Consider the following 19244-nt stretch of genomic DNA (forward strand, 5'->3'; position numbering starts at 1 on the left):
GCGCGGAAACATGGGTCCATGCTCCGCCGAATCCGTTTGACGATGTGTCGTTTGCCAGAGCAAAGCGCGTTCAGGCGTGACCGTGCTTTGCTCTAGCTCTCTGGTTCGACGCGCCTTTGCGATTTGAAGAGATTCAATCAAATCACAAGACGCTCGGGTGAATTGTCTCTCTAACAAGGCTGCATCGCAGTGCGATGACGAAACGGCCTTGACGACGCCTTACCAAGCTGTTACCGATCAGTAACAGCGACACTGTTACAGGTCGGTAACAGTTTGGTCAAGCCATGAGCCAGAAAATTTTGGAACAAAGCGAAGAGTCACTCTGCTGCCCCGGACAGCGTCCGCGAGACCGCATCGTCGTCACTGCGCGCGACCTCTTCCACCGACATGGCATCAACACCATCGGCGTCGACACCATCGCCAAGGTCGCCGGCACCAACAAGATGACGCTTTACCGTCATTTCGGCTCGAAGGACGATCTCATCGTCGAATGCCTGCGGGCGGCGGAGATCGACAACCAGGCGCGCTGGGCCCAGCTCGAGGCCGAGCATCCGGGCGATGCCCACGCCCAGTTGCTGTCCTGGGTCGGCAAATGCGCCGACTATATCGAGGCCGACAACCGGGGCTGCGAATTCGCCAATGCGGCCGTCGAGCTCTCGGGCGAGGACCATCCGGCCCGGCGCCTGGTCGAAGAGTTCAAGAAGAGGCATCGCGACCGCCTGGCCCTGCTCTGCCGGGAGGCGGGCCTCGACCAGCCCGATCTGGTCGCCGATACGCTGCATCTCCTGCTGGAAGGCGCCCGCGTCAGCCGCCAGAGCGCCGGCCCGGAAGGCCCGAGCGCCCGCTTCGTGCGCATGGCAGAGGGGGTGATCGCCTCCTTCGGCAAGACTGCCTGACCCAAGGCCTCCGACTCGCCGAGACCTTCTGACGAGCTGCGGGTTTTCGTCCGGCGCGATGGTGTTCGCGCCGAATTTTCGCTATCAGCGCATGATCTTTCCGCTGTGGGCGATGCCCGGTCGCCCTCCCCGTCGGCATTGCAAGGAAGCACCCCCATGTCTCATCCAGCACTCGTTCCCGGCTCGGTCGCCGTCGTGACGGGCGGCGCCAGCGGCATCGGTCTCGCCGCGGCCGTCAAGTTTGCCTCCTTCGGCCTCAAGGTCGCCATCGCCGATCTCGGCGAAGAGAAGCTTGCGGCAGCCGCCGAGAAGATCGCGGCAGCTGCGCCGGAGGGGCGGCAGGCTGTGCTCGCCTCCGCCACCGATGTCAGCGACGTCGAGGCCCTGCTCGACCTGCAGCGGCAGGTGAATGAGCGCTTCGGCGGCACGGATGTGCTGATGAACAATGCCGGCATCCAGCCAGGCTCGAAGCTGTTCGATGCCCGGGAGGACCAGACCTGGGAGCGCATCTTCTCCGTCAATCTCAAGGGCGTGATCCAGGGCACCCAGATCTTCGCGCCCGGCATGATCGCGCGCGGACGCCCTGGCCTCATCATCAACACCGGCTCCAAGCAGGGCATCACCACGCCTCCCGGCGATCCCGCCTACAATGTTTCGAAGGCGGCGGTGAAGGCCTTCACCGAAGCCCTGCAGCACGAATTGCGCAACACCGAGGGCTGCCGGATATCCGCCCATCTACTGATCCCCGGCTTCGTCTTCACCCCGCTCGCCGCCAAGGGCCGCACCGACAAGCCGGCCGGGGCCTGGACGCCGGAGCAGACCGTGGATTTCATGCTGGGACGCCTGGAAGCCGGCGATTTCTATATCCTCTGCCCCGACAACGAGGTGCCGCGCTCGCTCGACGAACGCCGCATCGCCTGGGCCGTCGGCGACATCATCGAGAACCGTCCGCCTCTGTCGCGCTGGCACCCCGATTATGCCGGGAAATTCGCCGAATTCCTGAAGGGGTGAGGATGTTTGGGGGGCTGGTCTTCAGACCAGCCCGTGACCGCCACCGACGGGACTTGCGGGTCTGCAGACTTGGCGGGTCTGAAGACCCGCCCCCCGATCGGCCGGGCGCTGTGGCCGGATCTATGACGGTGTGACCGCCGAACGCCGGCCGCGCTTGGGCTTGACGGCGTGAGTCTCGCGGCCGGCCGCCGTCTGCAGTTCGCGGCGGAAGACATCGCGCCGCTCGTGGATGGAGGCGATCACCGGGCCGGCCGGCACGCCGAGACCGGCGAGGGCTGCTTCGGACAGTTGCAGGCTCGCCTCGATGGTCTCGGGCACGGCATCGGTGACGCCCAGCGCATAGAGCTTGCTGGCGTGATCGGCATCGCGCGAGCGCGCCACGATGACGAGATCCGGCCGCAGCGCCCGCGCGGTGGTGACCACGGCCTCGATCTGGCGCGGCTGGTCGATGGTCACGACCAGGGCCGAGGCCTCGGCAAGGCCGCAGCGTTCCAGGAAGGCGGCGTTGGTGGCATCGCCCCAATAGACCGGCTTCTTGTCCTCGCGCCAGCGCGCCACGGCCTTGGCATTCGCATCCACGGCGAGATAGGCGATCTTGTGCTCGGCGAGCATTTCGGCCACCAGGCGGCCGACGCGGCCATACCCCACCACGATGGCACGGCGCTGCTTGTCCTCCGGCGGGCCTTCCAACGCGGCCGCTTCCACCGGCACGGCCAGTTCGTAGCGCTTGGCGATGCGCCGGCCAAGCACGCCCAGCAGGGGGATCGAAGCCATCGAAAGAGACGCGATGGCCACCACCAGCGCCGACTGCTCCGGCGTGAGGATGGAAAGCTGGGTGGCGAGCGTGAACACCACGAAGGCGAACTCGCCGGCCGAGGCGAGCAGGAAGGCGGTTTCGATCGAGACGGCCTTGGGCACTCGGTAAAGACGGCAGAGGCCGAAGATCAGCAGGCCCTTGACCAGCACCAGCGCCAGCACGGCACTCACGATCAACAGCGGGTAGCGGACCACCACGCCGAGATCGACGCTCATGCCAACGGTGAAGAAGAACACGCCGAGCAGCAGGCTCTTGAAGGGCTCGATCGTCGCCTCGATGGCGCGGCGATATTCGGTCTCAGCCAGCAGCAGCCCGGCGATGAAGGCGCCGAGGGCCATGGACAGCCCCTCGCTCGCCGCTGCGACGCCGGCCCCGATCGCCACGAACAGGGTGGCGGCGATGAAGAGTTCCGGATTTTCCGGATTGGCGACCAGGCGGAACAAAGGCCGCAGCAGGAAATGCCCGGCGACCACGATGGCGGCAATGGTCAGCACCGCCAGGCCGAGGGCATAGCCGAGGCCGACCAGCACGGAACGGTCGGAATGCCCGCCCATGGTCCCGACCAGGAACAGCACGGGCACCACGGCCAGATCCTGCAGGAGCAGCACGGCGAAATTGACGCGCCCCGTCGCCGAGGCCATGCGTTTCTGCCCGGCCAGCACCTCCACCACGATCGCCGTGGACGACAGCGCCAGACCTGCAGCGACCACCAGCGCCGCCTCGGATGGCAGCACGAGCCGGGCGAGCAGGGCGACGACGATGGTTGATACCACCACCTGCAGGCCCCCGAGGCCGAAAACCAGGCGGCGCATGGTCATCAGGCGGGCGAGCGAGAGCTCCAGCCCGATGACGAAGAGCAGGAACACCACGCCGAATTCCGCGATGCGCGCGATGGTCTCGCGCTCGCTGATGGCGATCCAGTCGATATAGGGCACATAGGAAGAAAGGGCGCCGACGCCGGTCGGGCCCATCACGGCCCCGGCGGCCAGAAAGCCGATGACCGGGCTGACATGCAGGCGGCGCACGAGCGGCACCACGACGCCGGCGGTACCGAGCACCACCAAAGCATCCTTCAAAGCCGAGAGATCGACCGCTCCAGCCAAACCCGCCCCCACATTGTTCGATTGTGCCTATCGAACAACGAAGGACCCTGCTTCGCCAACCGAAAATCGCAGCGGACAAGCATTAATTTCGGGCAAATGACGTGCCCCCAAGATCGCAGGTGCTTCCGGCTACAGCTTCCAGCCCGAATGGATGGCGACGATGTTGCCGGTGAGCGAACGGTGGCTGACTTGCGAGAAGCCGGCTTCCCGGATCATGGCCGAGAAGGCTGCGGGCTTGGGGAAGTTGCGGATCGACTCGACCAGGTAGCGATAGGGCTCGGCATCGCCGGTGACCATGCGGCCGATCGGCGGAATCAGGTTGAAGGAATAGAGATCGTAGATCTTGTCGAGACCGGGAAGATCGACGGTGGAGAATTCCAGGCAGAGGAAGCGCCCGCCGCGCTTGAGCACACGATAGGCCTCGGCCAGCGCCTTGTCGATGCGCGGCACGTTGCGGATGCCGAAGGCGATGGTGTAGCCATCGAAGCTGCCCGTCTCGAAAGGCAGTTCCTCGGCATTGGCCTCGACGAAATCGAGCTGGCCGGCCAGGCCGCGCTCCTCGCCGCGCTGGCGGCCGACTTCCAGCATCGAACCGTTGATGTCGAGCACGGTGACATGCGTATCGGCACCGCCGGCCTTCACGATGCGGAAGGCAACGTCGCCGGTGCCGCCGGCCACGTCGAGATGGCGGAAGGGCCGCTGGCGCGGCGGGTTGAGCTTGTTGACCAGGTCGTCCTTCCAAAGCCGATGCAGCCCGCCCGACATCAGGTCGTTCATCAGGTCGTAGCGCGCGGCCACCTTGTGGAAGACATCGTCGACCAGCCCCTGCTTTTCCTCCAGCCGCACGGTGGAAAAGCCGAAATGAGTGTCGGTGCTGGCGGTCATCGGGTGAACTCCGGATAAGGTCGCTGCCTCTATAGAGCACAAAACCGAGACGGGGGAAGGAGAATGCGGCACGACATCGCCACTTCTCCAGCTCATGCTCACAAGACGCCCTGAATGTCCGTTCGGGCGAAATCGTCCCCGACATAGAGCAACCGGCAGCCATACTCCTTCGCGACATCATAGGCGAAGCAATCGCCATAGTTCAGCCCCGCCGGATGTATCCCCTTTCCCCACTTGTCGTAGGCCAATGCAATGCGCCGCGCCGACGCCGAGGTTACGCTGACGATCTCGAAGCCGAGTCCCTCGATCAGGCGATCGACCTCGTCCCGGACATTCCTGCATCCGGCCACGATCAGGATCTCTGCCACCGTGCCGGCCGAGATCAGTAGACGATCTTCGGTTTCGAGCGTGACCGCGCAGTCATCGGCCTGCGGTTCATTCAGCACGATCGCCATCAAGGCCGAGGTGTCGACGGCCATCATCGGGGCAAGCCATTCTCGTCATAGAGGAAATCCTGGCTACGGGCAGCATCCGCACCGGCCGTCGCCTTCGCCGCCGCGCTGAGGCGGACCGCGGCGATCACCGCCTTGCGGGATTTGGCGTCTACCAGGGGCTTGACCGGCACCAGCTGGACCGCCGCATGACCATGTCGCGTCAGAATGACCTCATCCCCCGCCTGTGCGCGGCGAACAAGGTCCGTGAGCTGTCCCTTCGCCTCGGTCACCGAGATCCGCATGACACTGTCCTCGCAGGAATATTTGGTCGACATCCTATTTAGTCCATTCAATGGTCCGTTTCAACGACGCCGGACGCCCTGCTGAATGCTTGGCTGGAAAACGCCTCCCCTTCGTCCTATCTCTGGCCGGCAGTCCGCGCCGGAGGAATCATGCCCGAACTACCCGAAGTCGAAACCGTCCGCCGCGGCCTTGAGCCGGCCATGACCGGTGCCCGTTTCGTCGAGATCGAGGCGCGGCGGCCGGATCTGCGCTTTCCCCTGCCCGCCGGTTTCGCCCGCCGCCTTACCGGCCAGACCATCCTCTCCATGGGGCGCCGCGCCAAATACCTCCTGGCGGACCTGTCCTCCGGCGACGTGCTGGTGATGCATCTGGGCATGACCGGCCGCTTCCTGATCACGGCGCCGGATGGTGGCGTGGCGGAACCGGGCGAGTTCGCCAACGAGGTCAAGGAGGACGCCAAGCACGACCATGTCGTCTTCCGCCTCTCCAACCGCTTCACCATCACCTATAACGATGTGCGCCGCTTCGGCTTCATGGATCTGGTGCCGCGGACCGGATTGGAAACCTCGCGCCATTTCAAGGCCATGGGCATCGAGCCGCTCGGCAACGAATTGAGCGGAGAGACGATCGCCCGCCTGTTCGCCGGCAAGCTGGCGCCGCTCAAGGCCGCCTTGCTCGACCAGGGCCTGATCGCCGGGCTCGGCAACATCTATGTCTGCGAAGCGCTGCATCGTGCGGGCCTCGCGCCCGAGCGGGCCGCGGGCACGCTGGCCGACGGGCAGGCCGAACGCCTCTCTGACGTGATCCGCGAGGTGCTGGCCGAAGCGGTCGAGGCCGGCGGCTCGACCCTCAAGGATTACAGGCACACCGACGGTTCGCTCGGCTATTTCCAGCACCGTTTCCGCGTCTATGACCGCGAGGGCGAGGCCTGCCCGACACCGGACTGCCGCGGCACCATCGAGCGCCTGGTGCAATCGGGACGCTCGACCTATTGGTGCCGACACTGTCAGAAATAAGGAAATTCATTATAGTTATCAGATGCCTCAACACCGAGGGATCGAAACCAAACCTTGCTGTTGCAACGATTTGGCAGGGGCCAGGAGGAAAGCTCGTGTTGACGAGCCGCGCCAGCCCTGTCCATGAGCTCGTCAACCAAGCGGAATAACGGCCCCGACGGTCCAATCCTCGACCGGAATGCTTTGTGCCGACCGAACCACGGCGATGCGGTCGAAACGGACGGCCCGCCCGGTAAGATGTGCCTCGACCTCCCTGGCTGCGGCCTGTTTGAGCGGCCCGTCTTCCACGCCGTAGGCCAGCGAGACATGCGGCATGAAACTCTCGATCGCCGAAGCCGCGATCGAAGCGATGGCCCGCCGCTTCAGTTCGAGCACTGGTCCCGCCCGCTCGAAGCGGGCATAGAAGGCTCGGAAGAACAGGTCGCTGGTACCGACCGCTTGGATATCGGCGGCGAAGGGCGCAATGCCGGCAGCGACAGTGGTGAGTTGGCGCGCAAGGTCGTCCTCCTCGCAGAGCCTGTCCTCGACGAGGGTCAGATGCGGCTGGAAGCGCGGCGTGCCGAAGGTCTGCGCCAGTTCGGCCACGATGCCGGCAAGCAGGCGCTCGTCCTCGGCCACCGGCATCAGCCAGACGGAAAACATCCCCTCCGCCATTTCAGCGCCCGACCTTGGCCAGCACGTCGGCACTGAGGAAGCGCTCGACCACGAACATGAAGGCGATGGAGGGCACCAGCAGCACCAAAGCGGTGATCGAGGCGATCTGGTAATTGCCGCCGGCACTGGCGGTGTAGAGCAGCAGCGGCATGGTCTTGATGTCGGGCGCGCCGACGAAATAGGTGCCAGTGAACTCGTCCAGCGATTCCAGGAAGACGAAGATGGCGCTCGCCATCAGACCGGGCGCGGCCAGCGGCAGCACGACATCGCGGAAGGCGCGGGGGGCGCTGGCTCCGATCGAGCGGGCGGCCTCTTCCAGGTCGACCGGCACGGCGGAGAAGGAAGCCGTGGCGATCCACACCGCATAGACCAGACCATGGGTGGTGTGGACGAGCACGACGCCGAGCACCGTGCCGTTCAGGCCGATCTCGTAGAACAGGCGGGCGATGTTGACGTAGACGGGCAGGTTCGGAAAGGCCTGGGGCAGGAGCAGCAGCAGCAGGATGCCGGCGCGGAAAGGCAGTTTCAGCCGCGCCAGCGCATAGCCGGCGGGAACCGCCAGGGCGAGGGACAGCGCCACGGTGAGCAGCGCGATGGAAACGCTGGTGCCGAGCGAGGCCAGGGCATCGCCGCGCGGCGCGAATACGCGCGGCCAGAAGGAAAAGCCATATTGCAGCGGCAGGCTATGCGGGAAATACCAGCGCTCCGCCACCGTCCACAGCAGGAGATTGGCGAGTGGGCCGAAGATGGCGAAGGCGAGCAGGCCGAGCCCGATGCCGCGCGGGATCCACAGCCAGTCGATTCGCCAGCTGCGGGCGGCAAGCGCGTGACCGGCATCGCTCATCGCGCATTCTCCTTCATGGTCTGTCTGAGATAGATCCAGGCTACCGCGCCGGTGAAGGCGAGCGAGAGCAAGCCGAGAGCATTGGCGACGCCGTAGTCGCCATAGGAATTGATGCGGAAGGCCATGTCGGCGGTGATCATGGTGGGCGATTGCGCGTTGATCATCAGTGGCACGGAAAGCACCGACATCATCGTCACCAGGCTGAGCACGGCCCCGACCAGCAGCGTGGAGGCCACCTGCGGCACCACGATCTCCAGGAGGATGCGCAGACGCGAGGCGCCGAGATTGCGGGCGGCCTCGATGGTGGAGCGGTCGAGCGAGGCCATGGCGCCGGCGGTGAGCAGGGTGACGAAGGGCATCTGCTTCCAGACGAAGGCGATGACGATGCCCCGCCAGTCGAGGAAGCTGACAGCCTGCAGCGGCGACAGCAGGTCCGCATTCACCAGGAGGCTGTTCATCAGCCCGTTCTTGGCGAGGAAGGTCCGCAGGATCTGGCCAACCACGATGAAGGGCACGAAGAGCGGCCAGCGATAGAGCCAGCGCAAGGCCGCAACCGCCAGAGGGTTGTTGCCGAGCGTGAGATAGCCGGCGATGGCGACAGCGATCAGCACGATCAGCGCGGTAGAAATCAGGATGATCACCACCGAGAAGACCATGTCGGTCCAGTAGAGCTCGAAGGCCTTGCGGAAATTGCCGAACCCCGGCCCCTCCGGCGTCGCAAAGGAGCCGGTGACCGAACTCGCCAGCGGCACGACGAAGAGCAGGATCACCACCGCAAGCGCCGGCGCCACCAGCATCAGGCCGGCGAGGGAGGGAGCGGTGCGTGAAGGAGCCATGGTGGAGATCCTGATGATGGTATCCGGCAGGGGGATGATGGCGTGGCGACCACTCCCCTCATCCCCCTGCCGGGACCTTCTCCCGCAAGGGGAGAAGGCGTTCTTTCGGTTGGGTCGAGGAGCTTCACGACTCCCAATCAGGCCCCTTCTCCCCTTGCGGGAGAAGGTGGCGGCAGCCGGATGAGGGGTGCCGACGTCGCCCCCTACTCCGCCACCTTCTTCTCATAGGCTTCGAGCAGGTCGGCGTAATACGGCCCGATCGGGAAGGACTTGCCGTATTTGGCGAGGTCATCGGGCGAGATGTCGGTGAACAGCTTCTGCCAGATCGCCGGGTCGAGCTTGTCCTGGACATATTTGGCGTCGATGCCCGGATACCAGTTGAACTGCTTGACGATGCCGTTGGCCTGGACCTCGGGACTGGTGGCGAGCGCGACGAACTTCTCCGCCAGGGCCTTGTGGGCGGTCTTGCCGGGGATGACGTAATGCATCGGTTGGCCGGGCATGCCGGGCGCCGGCAGCACCAGCTTCATGGTGGGCGGCAGCTGGCCATTGGCCTTCCAGGAATAGAACATGTCGACCCAGACCGCGCCCATGGCGATCTCGCCGCGGCTGAGCATGTCGAGCGTGCCGGCATTGCCGGGGGTGAGCGCGACATTCTTGTTGAAGGCCTTCAGCTTGGCGAAGGCATCATCCCATTTGGCTTTCTCGTTGGCGTCATAGGGCCCTTCCTGCAGGACCTTGGCGTCGCCGGCATAGTTGTAGATCCAACTGATCACGAAGGAGACGCCGGAGGCGCCGCCCTTGATGCCGTTATAGCCGAACTGCTTGGGGTTCTTCTCGGTCCAGGCCACCAGTTCGTCGAAGGTCTTGGGCGGATTGGGTACCAGGTCCGGATTGTAGGCGATGGCGGTCTGGCTGTTGAACATCGGCATGACATAGCCGTCGACATCGGCCCCGAGTGCCAGCCTGGCGTTGCCCCGCGTGACCAGCTTGCCGGTGTCGATATTGCCGCGATATTTGTCGAGCAGCCCGTCCTGGACCAGCTTGCCCGCCACCTTCTCGTGGATGACGGCGACGTCGACGTCGTAGACGTCCTTGCCGGCCTTCTTCTGGGCATCGAGGCGCTCGACGATCTTCTGCGAACCGGCATCGCCGGGGCCGGTGCCGACCACGCGCACCGTGGTGCCGGGATTCTGCTTTTCGAAGGCCGGGGCCAGGAAATTATTGACGTAGTCGACCATGTTCTGGTCGCCTGCCGTGATCACCGTCAGCTCCTCGGCCGATGCCGTGGTGCTTGCCAGGGGCAACGCGGCGGCAAGCAGCCCCGCGACGGCGGACAATGCTGTCAGTCTCATCCGAACTCTCCTGTCTCTTATGGCAATTCAGCCTTGCTCGTCGGGAAAGACGAACAGGCCTGTCTGAGGGATATGAACATCGACCTTCGAACCGGCGGGCCAGGCCTTGGGCGCGTCGACGACCAGGGCACCGGCTGGTGTGGCCACGACGTGACGCCAGAACCCGCCTGGGAAACTGACCTGGCCGACCTCGCCGGGCAGGACGAGGAAGCCGGCGGTCGGCTCCGCCGCGGCGGAGGCCTCATGCAGTTCGGCCGCCTCGGAGCGGAAATGGGCGATGCAGGGCCCCGGCGCGACCGGCCGTACAGTCGCGATCAGAGCGGGCGTGCCCCCCTGGGCTTGAAGCCGCAGCCGGCCATCGCCCTCCGTCGCCGGGCCGGCGTTGAGGCGCAGCCTGTTCTCGGCCCCCATGAAGGCGGCGACGAAAGCGGAGGCCGGCTGGTTGTAGACCTCTTCCGGCGTGCCGATCTGCGCGATCCTGCCAGCATCGAGAATGACGATGCGATCGGCCATCACCATGGCCTCCTCGCGATCATGGGTGACATGGATAGCGGTGATGCCGAGCCGGCGCTGCAGGGCGCTGATCTCCTGGCGCACCGTCAGGCGGATGCGCGCATCGAGATTGGACAGGGGTTCGTCGAGCAGCAGAATGTCGGGGCTGATGGCGAGTGCCCGCCCGAGCGCCACGCGTTGGCGCTGGCCACCGGAGAGCGCCGCCGGTTTGCGCTCCTCCAGCCCGGATAGGCCCAGCAGGGCCGCGATGTCCTTGACCTTGGCGGCGATCTCCGCGCGCGGCAACCGGCGCAGCTTGAGGCCGTAGCCGATATTCTGCGCCACCGTCATATGCGGCCAAAGCGCATAGGTCTGGAACACCAGCGCCATGCCGCGCCGATCGGGCGGCTCGTCGGTAATGTCGCGTCCCCGCACGCGGACGGTGCCGGCGCGCGGCTGGATGAAGCCGGCGATGGTGCGCAGGAGCGAAGTCTTGCCGCAGCCCGATGAACCGAGCAGCGCGACGAATTCGCCCTCCCCCACTGTCAGGCTCAGATTCTCGAAGACTTGGGTGTTGCCGAGCCGCACCGAGGCCCTGTCGACCTCGAGCAAGGGTTGCCGCACCGGCGTCGTTGGGGTCGCCACCAGGGGCTGATCACTCGGCTTCACGGCGCAACCTCCCGCGGGCAGGTCCCGGCGTCCTCGGCTCAGGCAAGAAGCCTGCAGCGGACACCGTTCCCTCTCGTTTCCTCATCGCCATGTCTGATTGCACAGCTGTGCAATGCTCGCTCTGCGCGAAACTCCTGTCAATAGCGCAGAGCCATTCCATTGAAACCATCCGCCCGGTCCTGAGAGGTTGAAATCCGCTCCCATGGCGTGGAAACGAATTTAGCGACGGGCCTATTCCTTCTTGCACAGCTGTGCAGGAGCAATGCCACGTTTTATCCCTGCCGCTTCGAGGTGACAGCCATATGACGGTTCGCCTGGCAGGGATCCAAAATCACGGCTGGCAGCGCCGCCCCAAATGCCGGAGATTGGACCGCAGGGAGCCGAGCATGGGTGAAGCCGGCGCAGCAGACAGTCAGGGGGACAGCCGGCATGATCGCTCCGACATTCGCCGCCCGACCCGTCATCGCGGCCACCTGGCCTGATTTCGAAGCGCTGTTCGAAGGCAAGGGCGCGCCGAAATATTGCTGGTGCATGGCCTGGCGCCCCATGGCCGAACGGGGTTCGGCCGATAATGCCGCCCGCAAGCAGGCGCTCCACCACCGGGTCCAAACCGATGTGCCGATCGGCCTGCTCGGCTATCTCGACGACGAGCCCGTTGGCTGGTGTTCCGTGGCGCCACGCGAGAGCTTCCTCAGGCTCTCGTCCGACCAGGACGATGGGGAGACGGGCATCTGGTCGATCACCTGCTTCTTTGTCCGCCGCGACCACCGCAAGGCCGGCCTGTCGCACGCCTTGCTCGATGCTGCCATCGCCTATGCCCGCGGCCAGGGCGCCCAGGTGGTCGAAGCCTATCCGGTCGATCCCAGCTCGCCCAGCTATCGTTTCATGGGGTTTGTCGAGCTGTTTACAGGGCGCGGCTTTGTTCCCGTCGGCAAGGCCGGCTCGCGTCGGCAGGTGATGCGGCTCGCATTGTGAGCGGCAACTACCGGGTCTCAGGCGGAAGGTCGCCCCTCGGCGGCAGGATCGTCATCACCCGTGTCGGTGACGACAAGCCGCTTAGGCAGGTGCACCTCGACGCCGAGGCCGCCGAGGCTCGATTTGGCGATATGAAGCTCGCCGCCATAGGCCTCGATGATGTCCTTGGCGATGGCGAGGCCGAAGCCGGTGCCGCGCACGGTCTCATCGAGGCGCTTGCCCCGCTCGATGAAGGACTTTTCGGCATCGGGCGGCAGGCCGGGGCCGTCATCCTCGATCGACAAGAGGATGACGGGCGAAGCCGTCTGCGCCATCAGGCGCACCCTTGCCTGCGAATTCCCCCATTTGCGGGCATTGTCCAGCAAATTGCCGGCGATGTTGGTGAAATCGCTCTCATCCATGGCGATCACGATGCCCTGCGGGGCTTCGAGGCCGAACGTCATGTCCTTGTCGCGCGAGAGCTTGTGCATGGTCGAGACCAGCTTGGACAGCACGGCATGGGTGTCGACGCGTCCCGACAATTGCGCCGCTGCGAGACTCGCCCGCGCCTCCGCCAGAGTGCGCTTGACCTGGGCATCCATCCGCCAGACTTCGTCACGGATGGCATTGGCCGCGGTGGCCTGCCCGCTATCGGCCAGGGAGCGTGCAGTGGCTTCCAGCACGGCAAGCGGCGTCTTCAGGCCGTGGGCGAGATCGCCCGCCCGGCTGCGCGCCTCGATGAGCTGCGCCTCGCGGGAGGCGATCAGTGCATTGAGGTTGTCGATCAGCGGCTGGATCTCGTCGGGATAGCGCCCGCTGATCTTGCGGGCCGGGCGGCTGCGCAGCGACAGCAACTCGACGCTGAGTTTGTCGAGCGGGCGGAAGCCGTAGCGCAGGAAGGCGATCACCGCTCCGAGCAGGGCGGCCATCAGCACGGCGAGCGAGGGCGCCATCGCATAGAAGAAGCGCCATTTCACCGGCGAGAGCTGGGCATTGTCGAGGGCGATCAGGGCATTGACGGTCTGGTCGCCGCTCGCGGTCGAGATGACGATCGAGCGTTCGACCGCCAGGAGCTGGCTGCCATTCGGCCCGACGAGATCATTGACCTTGCCGCCGCCCTTGGCCGCCGTCGCCTGCAGCCAGGGCAGGCCCTGGTCCCACAGGGATTGCGAGCGCAGCTCGACATTGCCGCCCCGGCCGACCTGCCAATAGAGCCCGCCATTGGGCAGTTCGAAGCGCGGATCCTGCGGCCCCTCGTCGATGGTGAGCTGGTTGGAGGCATTGACCTCGATGCTGCCGAGCAGGAGGCGCATCTCGTCCTCGATCTCGGACAGTTCGAGCGCCCGGATCGCCAGGCCCGAGATGGCATCGATGCCGATGCCGGCCAGGATGGTGGCAACCACGATCGCCACCACCGAGCCGAGCAGCATGCGCCGCCTGAGGGAGAAGGAAGTCACGGTCACTGAGGCTCGGCCGGGATGACATAGCCCTGGCCGCGGCGCGTCTCGATCACGCTGTTGTCGAGCTTGCGCCTCAGGCGGGCAACCACGACTTCGAGGGCATTGGAATCATGTTCCACATCCTGGTCGTAGATCGAATCTGTGATCTGCGACTGCGACATCACGGTGCCCGCATTGTGCAGGAGATAGGCGAGCAGGCGATATTCCAGCGGCGTCACCTGCACCGGGCTGCCATAGAAGGAGACGGCGCGCTGGCGGGTGTCGAGCTCCAGCACGCCATTCGACAGAACGGGGGAGGATTGGCCGGAAGCGCGGCGGACCAAGGCTCGGACACGCGCCAGCAGTTCCTCCATGCGGAAGGGCTTGGTCAAATAATCGTCGGCACCGGAATCCATGCCGTCGACCTTGTCGCGCCAATCGTCGCGCGCGGTGAGGATGAGCACGGGCATGCCGCGCCGCGCCAGGCGCCAGCGCCTGAGCACCGTCAGCCCGTCGAGTTTGGGCAGGCCGAGGTCGAGGATCACCAGGTCGAAATGCTCGTTCTCGCCGGCGAAGAGCGCCTCCTCTCCATCGAACACCGTCACCACGATATATTGCTGGGCTTCGAGACTGCGACGGATATCGTCGACGATGGCTCGTTCGTCTTCGGCGACCAGAATACGCATGGTTCGGGGCTGGGATCTCGTGGGCGGAACTGGCCGGGCGCTCAATGCGTTGCCGAGCCGGGCCGGACATTAGGCCTATTTATCGACCAAGGCCAGTGTCACCGCATCGACGAGCACGTCGCGCCTCTTGCCGTCCGGCCTGAGAACGCGGACCATGTAGAGCAGGCGCCCACCGCGGCGCAGCTCGCGCACGCGCAGAATGCGGCCCGGCACCTCGCGGGCCACCGCCGCGGAAATATCCTTGAACGAATGTGCCCCGGGGCGGCGGATCAACACGCCGCTGGGCTGGCCGTGATGAGCAGGGCCGGCCATCGCCGCTTCGAGCGGCGGCATGAAGCAAGCGATTGTCAGCAGCAGTCCGGCACAGGCGCCGGACCTAACGCTAAAAGCCTTGGCGCTAAAAGCCGTCATGAATCTCCTAAGCAGAGTAGCTGGCAAGGCTCCCGACGGGCCTCGCCGAGCATTCCGCAACTGTTGAGTCACTCACAGTTTCCCGATCGACAGTCTACCGAAACCAAGCTTGCAATTGGCTTGCAGGCGCTGTCAGACGCTCGCAACGCGCACCTCGCTAGAATAGCTGGAAACGATTTTGGCCACCATCCGAATCGCCGGCCGAAGGATTACGCGTGTGTTGTCTTTTCCTGTACCAGTAAATGCCGCCGGGCCCCTCGCCGTGGTTCGCGGCGAGCAGCGTCCCGACCTTCTCCGCGACGAAACCCTGGCGACGATCTTCAAGGCGTCCGCCGCGGCCTTTCCCGACAAGCAGGCCCTCGGTGCGATCGGTACCGGCGAGCGCCTGACCTATCGCGAGCTCGACGAGCGCTCCGATCGGGTCGCCGCCGCCCTGGCCCGCCGCGGCGTCGGCGCCGGCATGTTCGTCGGCCTCTGGTTCCAGCGCTCGATCGACCTGCATGTCGCGCTGCTTGGCCTGATCAAGACCGGTGCCAGCTTCATTCCCTTCGATGCCGACATCCCGCCCGAGCGGGTGACGGCGAGCCTTGCCGATGCCGGCGCGGGCCTTCTGATCTCGCATGCGCCGCAGGCCGAGAAATATGCCGCCGTCGAGGCCGGGACGGTAACGCTCGAAGCCCTGCTGGCGGACACAGGCCGCGAGGTTCCCGCCGGTCCTGCCCCCGCCCTGACCGATGCGGCCTATGCCATCTATACCTCCGGCACCAGCGGCAAGCCCAAGGGCATCAAGGTCTCTCATCGCAACATCTGCCACTATCTGCGCGCCGGCAACGAACGCCTGCGTATCGCGGCCGATGACGTGGTGCTCCAGCAGGCCTCGATCGCCTTCGACCTGTCGCTGGAAGAGATCTTCATTCCCTATATGGTCGGCGCCACGCTGAAGATCGCCAGCGCGGCCGTGCTGCAGGATATCGACGCCCTGCCCCAGATGCTGGAAGCCGAGGGCATCACCGTGATCGATACGGTGCCGACCCTGCTTTCCATGCTCAGTCGCGACGTCGCCGGGCTGAACACCATCATCCTGGGCGGCGAAGCCTGCCCGCCCGCTTTGGTCGCCCGCTTTGCCCGCCCCGGCCGACGCTTGCTCAACACCTATGGCCCCACCGAGACCACGGTGGTGGCGACCTCGACAGAGTTGGAAGCCGGCGACGACATCACGATCGGGCGCCCGATCCCCAATTACACCGCCTATGTCGTCGACGATCAGCTCAACCTGCTGGCGCCCGGCGAGACCGGCGAATTGCTGGTGGGCGGCCCGGGCGTGGCCATGGGCTATCTCAACCTGCCGGAGATGACGGCGGCCAAGTTCATTGCCAATCCCTTTGCCTTGGACGGCTCCGACCCGGTGCTCTACCGCACCGGCGATGCGGTAAGCCTCAAGCCCGACGGACGGATCGTCTTCCAGGGCCGCATCGACAGCCAGGTCAAGATCCGCGGCTATCGCATCGAGCTCGGCGAGATCGAAAGCCTGCTGGCCGCCGATCGCGCCATCCGCACCGCGGTGGTGACGGCCAACCAGAGCGAGGCCGGCGATACGCTGGTCGCCCATCTGGTGCCGCAGGGCGAGATCGATCTCGACCGCATCAAGCGTGACCTTGCCGCCAAGATCCCGCGCTACATGCTGCCCTCGGCCTTCCAGCTCCATGACGCGCTGCCCGTGCTGCCGTCGGGCAAGGTCGACCGCAAGGCGCTCTCCTCCCTGCCGGTGCCGGAACGCCAGGCCACGGCCGGCGACCAGGAACCTCCACGCTCCTGGACCGAAGCCCAGTTGCTCAAGGCTGCGCAGGAACTGCTGCGCGCCCCGGCGGTCGACTTCGAGGCCGATTTCTTCACCGACCTCGGCGGCCACTCGCTGCTGGCGGCGCGCTTCGTCTCCGAGGTCCGCCGCGTGCCGGCCTTGTCCGGCATCGCCATCCGCGACCTCTATACCCATCGCACCCTGCGCAATCTCGCCAAGGCCCTGGACGAGAGCGCGGCTGCTGCAGCGGCGGCGCCACCGCCGGACCGCAGCTTCGAACCGGTGCCGCTCGCCCGGCGCTTCCTGTGCGGGCTGGCCCAGGCGGTCACGCTGCCCTTCATCGTCGCGCTCGTCTCGGTGCAATGGATCGGCCTCCTGCTCGCCAGCATGCTGCTGGTGGGCGACAACGCTTCCATCCTGACCGAGCTCGCCGTGCTGTGCGGGGTCTATATCTGCCTCAACCTCGCCACCAAGCTCGCCGTCATCGGCCTGAAATGGCTGGTGATCGGCCGCACCAGGCCGGGCGTCTATCCGCTCTGGGGCGCCTATTATTTCCGCATCTGGCTGATGCAGCGCATCGTGCAGCTCACCACGCCAAAATTCCTCAAGGGCTCGCCCCTCATCCGCGTCTATCTGCGCGCCCTCGGTGCCCGCATCGGTCATGACGCCATGATCGACGACTTCGAGGAAGGCGCGATCGACCTCGTCACCATCGGCGACCGGGCGAGCCTTGGCACCAAGCTCAAGCTCGCCAATGTCGAGGTGATCGGCAACGAGGTGCATGTCGGGCGCATCGAGATCGGCACCGGTGCACGCATCGGCAATGGCAGCGTGATCGGCGGCGACGTCGTCATCGGGGACGGCGCCGAGATCGGCGACCTCACGGCCCTGCCGCAAGGCACGATGGTGGCACCGGGCACCCATTGGGAAGGCGCGCCTGCCGCCGAAATCGGCCCTGCCGAGCAGGACGATCCGGCCGACCATCCCGATCTCGGCCGTTTCGGCCGTTTCGTGCAGGCCATCGGCTATTTCATCGCCTATAATCTGTGCCTGGTCATCGGCCTCCTGCCGATCTTCCCGGCCTTCTCGCTGTTCTCGGAAGTCGAAGCCCTGTTCGGCGCCGATCCCGACCAGCCCCTGTCCTGGAGCCTGGTGGCGGTCGCGGCCTGGCCGGCGGCGCTCGCCTTGATCGTGGTCTCGATGGCGGTGATGGTGGCCCTGCGCTGGCTGCTGCTGCCCAAGGTGCGCGAGGGCTCCTATTCGATCTTCGGTTCGCTCTATTTCCGCAAATGGGTGATCGGCCTTTCCACCGAATCCCTCCTGGAAACCCTCAACTCGCTCTATGCCACCGTGTTCATGCGCAACTGGTATCGCATGATGGGCGCCAAGATCGGCAAGGGCACCGAGATTTCGGCCAGCTTTGCCGGGCGCTACGACCTGATCGAGATGGGCCGCGACAATTTCATCGGCGACGAGACCATTTTCGGCGACGAGGAAATCCGCAATGGCCGCATGATTCTCAAGCGCCTGAAGACGGGTGACCGCTGCTTCTTCGGCAATTCCTCGGTGGTGTCGCAGGGTTCGGTGGTTGAAGACGATGCGCTGATCGGCATCAAGTCGCGCCTGCCCGATTCCCTCAAGGTCGGCACCGGTGAGACCTGGCTCGGCAGTCCCCCCATCGCCATGCCGACCCGCCAGAAGGTGGCGGCCGCCGCCGGCACCACCTATGCGCCTCCCTTCCGTATGAAGCTCCTGCGCGTGGTGTTCGAGACGCTGCACACCTCACTGCCGACGGCGGTGCTGATCGCCGCCGCCTACATCACCGCCGACATCCTGGCCTCGGTGATCTCTGAGGGTGCCTGGCTTGCCGCCATCGGCATCTTCCTGATCGCAGGTCTCGCCATCTCCGGCCTGATGTATCTGGCCGCCGTCGCGGTCAAATGGCTCCTGATCGGCACCTACAAGCCGATAATGCGGCCGATGTGGTCCTGGTGGGCCATGCGCACGGAAGGCGTTGCGGTGATCTATGGCGGCCTCGCCAGCAAGATGCTGCTCGACTATCTCCGGGGCACGCCCTTCCTGCCCTGGCTGCTGCGCCCCTTCGGCGCCAAGATCGGCAGGGGCACCTGGATCAACACCACCGACATCTGCGAGTTCGATTGCACCGAGATCGGCGACCATGCCGTGCTCAACATGGGCGCCTGCCCGCAGACCCACCTCTATGAGGACCGGGTTATGAAGGTGGGTCGCATCCGCATCGGCCGCGGCGCCACGGTGGGCACCGGCGCGACCGTACTCTACGACACCGAGATCGGCCCCTTCGCCCAGGTCGAGCTGCTGACCTTGATCATGAAGGGCGAGGCGCTTCCGGCCTCGACGGTGTGGACCGGTATTCCGGCCCAGGCCCAGATCCTGGCTCCGGCAAATGCCGAGGCGCATGAACCGGCCCGGACTCCCGTCCTGGCCGAGGCGGCCGAATAGGCTCCACTCCTGGGAGCGCGGACGTCCCCGTCCATAGGCGCTAAGATAAGGGGTTGGGCGAGATGAGGCAGTTGGAGATCGAGCTCGACATATGAGCCCCCTCGCCCCGTTTACGGGGAGAGGATGGAGGTGAGGGGCTACGGAAGGCGTCAGTTTGTGA

The 19244-nt window shown here is 65.5% G+C and carries 17 protein-coding genes; 5 read left to right on the forward strand and 12 right to left on the reverse strand.

Annotated elements, in window-relative coordinates:
* The first annotated feature begins 284 nt into the window (after positions 1 to 284).
* Together ACTJKX_RS32050 and ACTJKX_RS32055 are read left to right on the forward strand one after the other, a co-directional pair.
* Positions 285 to 896 (forward strand): TetR/AcrR family transcriptional regulator, encoded by a 612-nt coding sequence (locus ACTJKX_RS32050; RefSeq protein WP_311939069.1) that lies wholly within the window; start codon positions 285 to 287, stop codon positions 894 to 896.
* 156 nt (positions 897 to 1052) lie between these two features.
* Complete coding sequence (locus tag ACTJKX_RS32055) at positions 1053 to 1907, forward strand: SDR family NAD(P)-dependent oxidoreductase (RefSeq protein WP_394312682.1); 855 nt, start codon at positions 1053 to 1055, stop codon at positions 1905 to 1907.
* Positions 1908 to 2027: 120 nt separating this feature from the next.
* On the opposite strand, the gene ACTJKX_RS32060 is transcribed toward ACTJKX_RS32055, so the two are convergent.
* The 4 genes from ACTJKX_RS32060 to ACTJKX_RS32075 all read right to left on the reverse strand — a co-directional run bounded on the left by ACTJKX_RS32060 (position 2028) and on the right by ACTJKX_RS32075 (position 5448).
* A complete protein-coding gene (locus tag ACTJKX_RS32060; RefSeq protein ID WP_440727736.1) occupies positions 2028 to 3827 on the reverse strand; it encodes a cation:proton antiporter domain-containing protein in 1800 nt (599 codons plus the stop codon).
* 129 nt (positions 3828 to 3956) lie between these two features.
* Positions 3957 to 4712, reverse strand: a complete 756-nt coding sequence (gene ubiE / locus ACTJKX_RS32065) for a bifunctional demethylmenaquinone methyltransferase/2-methoxy-6-polyprenyl-1,4-benzoquinol methylase UbiE (protein WP_415083008.1) — start codon at positions 4710 to 4712, stop codon at positions 3957 to 3959.
* A gap of 98 nt (positions 4713 to 4810) precedes the next feature.
* On the reverse strand, positions 4811 to 5194 hold the full coding sequence (locus ACTJKX_RS32070) for a type II toxin-antitoxin system VapC family toxin (RefSeq protein WP_415083006.1): 384 nt from the start codon (positions 5192 to 5194) through the stop codon (positions 4811 to 4813).
* Positions 5191 to 5448, reverse strand: a complete 258-nt coding sequence (locus ACTJKX_RS32075; RefSeq protein WP_311939178.1) for a type II toxin-antitoxin system Phd/YefM family antitoxin — start codon at positions 5446 to 5448, stop codon at positions 5191 to 5193. Before ACTJKX_RS32075 ends, ACTJKX_RS32070 begins: the two co-directional genes overlap by 4 nt.
* 150 nt (positions 5449 to 5598) lie before the next feature.
* Between ACTJKX_RS32075 and mutM the strand changes: the two genes are divergently transcribed.
* Positions 5599 to 6465, forward strand: a complete 867-nt coding sequence (gene mutM, locus ACTJKX_RS32080; RefSeq protein WP_394312686.1) for a bifunctional DNA-formamidopyrimidine glycosylase/DNA-(apurinic or apyrimidinic site) lyase — start codon at positions 5599 to 5601, stop codon at positions 6463 to 6465.
* Positions 6466 to 6597: 132 nt separating this feature from the next.
* Here mutM and ACTJKX_RS32085 read toward each other — a convergent pair whose 3' ends face one another.
* The 5 genes from ACTJKX_RS32085 to ACTJKX_RS32105 all read right to left on the reverse strand — a co-directional run bounded on the left by ACTJKX_RS32085 (position 6598) and on the right by ACTJKX_RS32105 (position 11315).
* Positions 6598 to 7107 carry a 2'-5' RNA ligase family protein gene (locus ACTJKX_RS32085; RefSeq protein ID WP_394312688.1) on the reverse strand — a complete coding sequence of 170 codons (510 nt, stop codon included), beginning with the start codon at positions 7105 to 7107 and terminating at the stop codon, positions 6598 to 6600.
* Between the two features lie 13 nt (positions 7108 to 7120).
* A complete protein-coding gene (locus ACTJKX_RS32090) occupies positions 7121 to 7963 on the reverse strand; it encodes an ABC transporter permease (RefSeq protein WP_394312689.1) in 843 nt (280 codons plus the stop codon).
* Positions 7960 to 8799, reverse strand: coding sequence for an ABC transporter permease (locus ACTJKX_RS32095; protein ID WP_394312690.1), 840 nt, complete (start codon positions 8797 to 8799; stop codon positions 7960 to 7962). The genes ACTJKX_RS32090 and ACTJKX_RS32095 overlap by 4 nt, the downstream gene beginning before the upstream one ends.
* Positions 8800 to 9002: 203 nt before the next feature.
* Positions 9003 to 10154 carry an ABC transporter substrate-binding protein gene (locus ACTJKX_RS32100; RefSeq protein WP_440727737.1) on the reverse strand — a complete coding sequence of 384 codons (1152 nt, stop codon included), beginning with the start codon at positions 10152 to 10154 and terminating at the stop codon, positions 9003 to 9005.
* Between the two features lie 27 nt (positions 10155 to 10181).
* Positions 10182 to 11315 carry an ABC transporter ATP-binding protein gene (locus ACTJKX_RS32105; protein WP_440727738.1) on the reverse strand — a complete coding sequence of 378 codons (1134 nt, stop codon included), beginning with the start codon at positions 11313 to 11315 and terminating at the stop codon, positions 10182 to 10184.
* Positions 11316 to 11744: 429 nt separating this feature from the next.
* Between ACTJKX_RS32105 and ACTJKX_RS32110 the strand changes: the two genes are divergently transcribed.
* Entirely contained in the window at positions 11745 to 12290 is a 546-nt protein-coding gene (locus ACTJKX_RS32110; protein ID WP_394312693.1) for a GNAT family N-acetyltransferase, read from the forward strand.
* A 17-nt stretch (positions 12291 to 12307) separates the two neighbouring features.
* On the opposite strand, the gene ACTJKX_RS32115 is transcribed toward ACTJKX_RS32110, so the two are convergent.
* The 3 genes from ACTJKX_RS32115 to ACTJKX_RS32125 form a co-directional block, all read right to left on the reverse strand.
* The gene (locus ACTJKX_RS32115; protein WP_440727739.1) at positions 12308 to 13732 is read right to left on the reverse strand and encodes an ATP-binding protein; all 1425 of its coding nucleotides are present in this window, start codon (positions 13730 to 13732) and stop codon (positions 12308 to 12310) included.
* Positions 13729 to 14394: a response regulator transcription factor gene (locus ACTJKX_RS32120; protein WP_068292966.1), complete on the reverse strand. Its 666-nt coding sequence runs from the start codon at positions 14392 to 14394 to the stop codon at positions 13729 to 13731. Before ACTJKX_RS32120 ends, ACTJKX_RS32115 begins: the two co-directional genes overlap by 4 nt.
* A 75-nt stretch (positions 14395 to 14469) precedes the next feature.
* The gene (locus tag ACTJKX_RS32125; protein WP_394312695.1) at positions 14470 to 14805 is read right to left on the reverse strand and encodes a PepSY domain-containing protein; all 336 of its coding nucleotides are present in this window, start codon (positions 14803 to 14805) and stop codon (positions 14470 to 14472) included.
* Between the two features lie 217 nt (positions 14806 to 15022).
* Here ACTJKX_RS32125 and ACTJKX_RS32130 point away from each other — a divergent pair, with 217 nt between their 5' ends.
* On the forward strand, positions 15023 to 19084 hold the full coding sequence (locus tag ACTJKX_RS32130; protein WP_440727740.1) for a Pls/PosA family non-ribosomal peptide synthetase: 4062 nt from the start codon (positions 15023 to 15025) through the stop codon (positions 19082 to 19084).
* The last annotated feature ends 160 nt before the right edge of the window (positions 19085 to 19244 follow it).

The organism is Labrys sp. 22185 (assembly GCF_052045555.1).
Classification (GTDB): Bacteria; Pseudomonadota; Alphaproteobacteria; order Rhizobiales; family Labraceae; genus Labrys; species Labrys neptuniae.

Coding starts and splice junctions, on each gene's coding strand:
- ACTJKX_RS32050 (WP_311939069.1), top strand. CDS start 285: ATGAGCCAGAAAATTTTGGAACAAAGCGAAGAGTCACTCTGCTGCCCC.
- ACTJKX_RS32055 (WP_394312682.1), top strand. CDS start 1,053: ATGTCTCATCCAGCACTCGTTCCCGGCTCGGTCGCCGTCGTGACGGGC.
- ubiE (WP_415083008.1), bottom strand. CDS start 4,712: ATGACCGCCAGCACCGACACTCATTTCGGCTTTTCCACCGTGCGGCTG.
- ACTJKX_RS32070 (WP_415083006.1), bottom strand. CDS start 5,194: ATGATGGCCGTCGACACCTCGGCCTTGATGGCGATCGTGCTGAATGAA.
- ACTJKX_RS32075 (WP_311939178.1), bottom strand. CDS start 5,448: ATGCGGATCTCGGTGACCGAGGCGAAGGGACAGCTCACGGACCTTGTT.
- mutM (WP_394312686.1), top strand. CDS start 5,599: ATGCCCGAACTACCCGAAGTCGAAACCGTCCGCCGCGGCCTTGAGCCG.
- ACTJKX_RS32085 (WP_394312688.1), bottom strand. CDS start 7,107: ATGTTTTCCGTCTGGCTGATGCCGGTGGCCGAGGACGAGCGCCTGCTT.
- ACTJKX_RS32090 (WP_394312689.1), bottom strand. CDS start 7,963: ATGAGCGATGCCGGTCACGCGCTTGCCGCCCGCAGCTGGCGAATCGAC.
- ACTJKX_RS32095 (WP_394312690.1), bottom strand. CDS start 8,799: ATGGCTCCTTCACGCACCGCTCCCTCCCTCGCCGGCCTGATGCTGGTG.
- ACTJKX_RS32100 (WP_440727737.1), bottom strand. CDS start 10,154: ATGAGACTGACAGCATTGTCCGCCGTCGCGGGGCTGCTTGCCGCCGCG.
- ACTJKX_RS32110 (WP_394312693.1), top strand. CDS start 11,745: ATGATCGCTCCGACATTCGCCGCCCGACCCGTCATCGCGGCCACCTGG.
- ACTJKX_RS32120 (WP_068292966.1), bottom strand. CDS start 14,394: ATGCGTATTCTGGTCGCCGAAGACGAACGAGCCATCGTCGACGATATC.
- ACTJKX_RS32125 (WP_394312695.1), bottom strand. CDS start 14,805: ATGACGGCTTTTAGCGCCAAGGCTTTTAGCGTTAGGTCCGGCGCCTGT.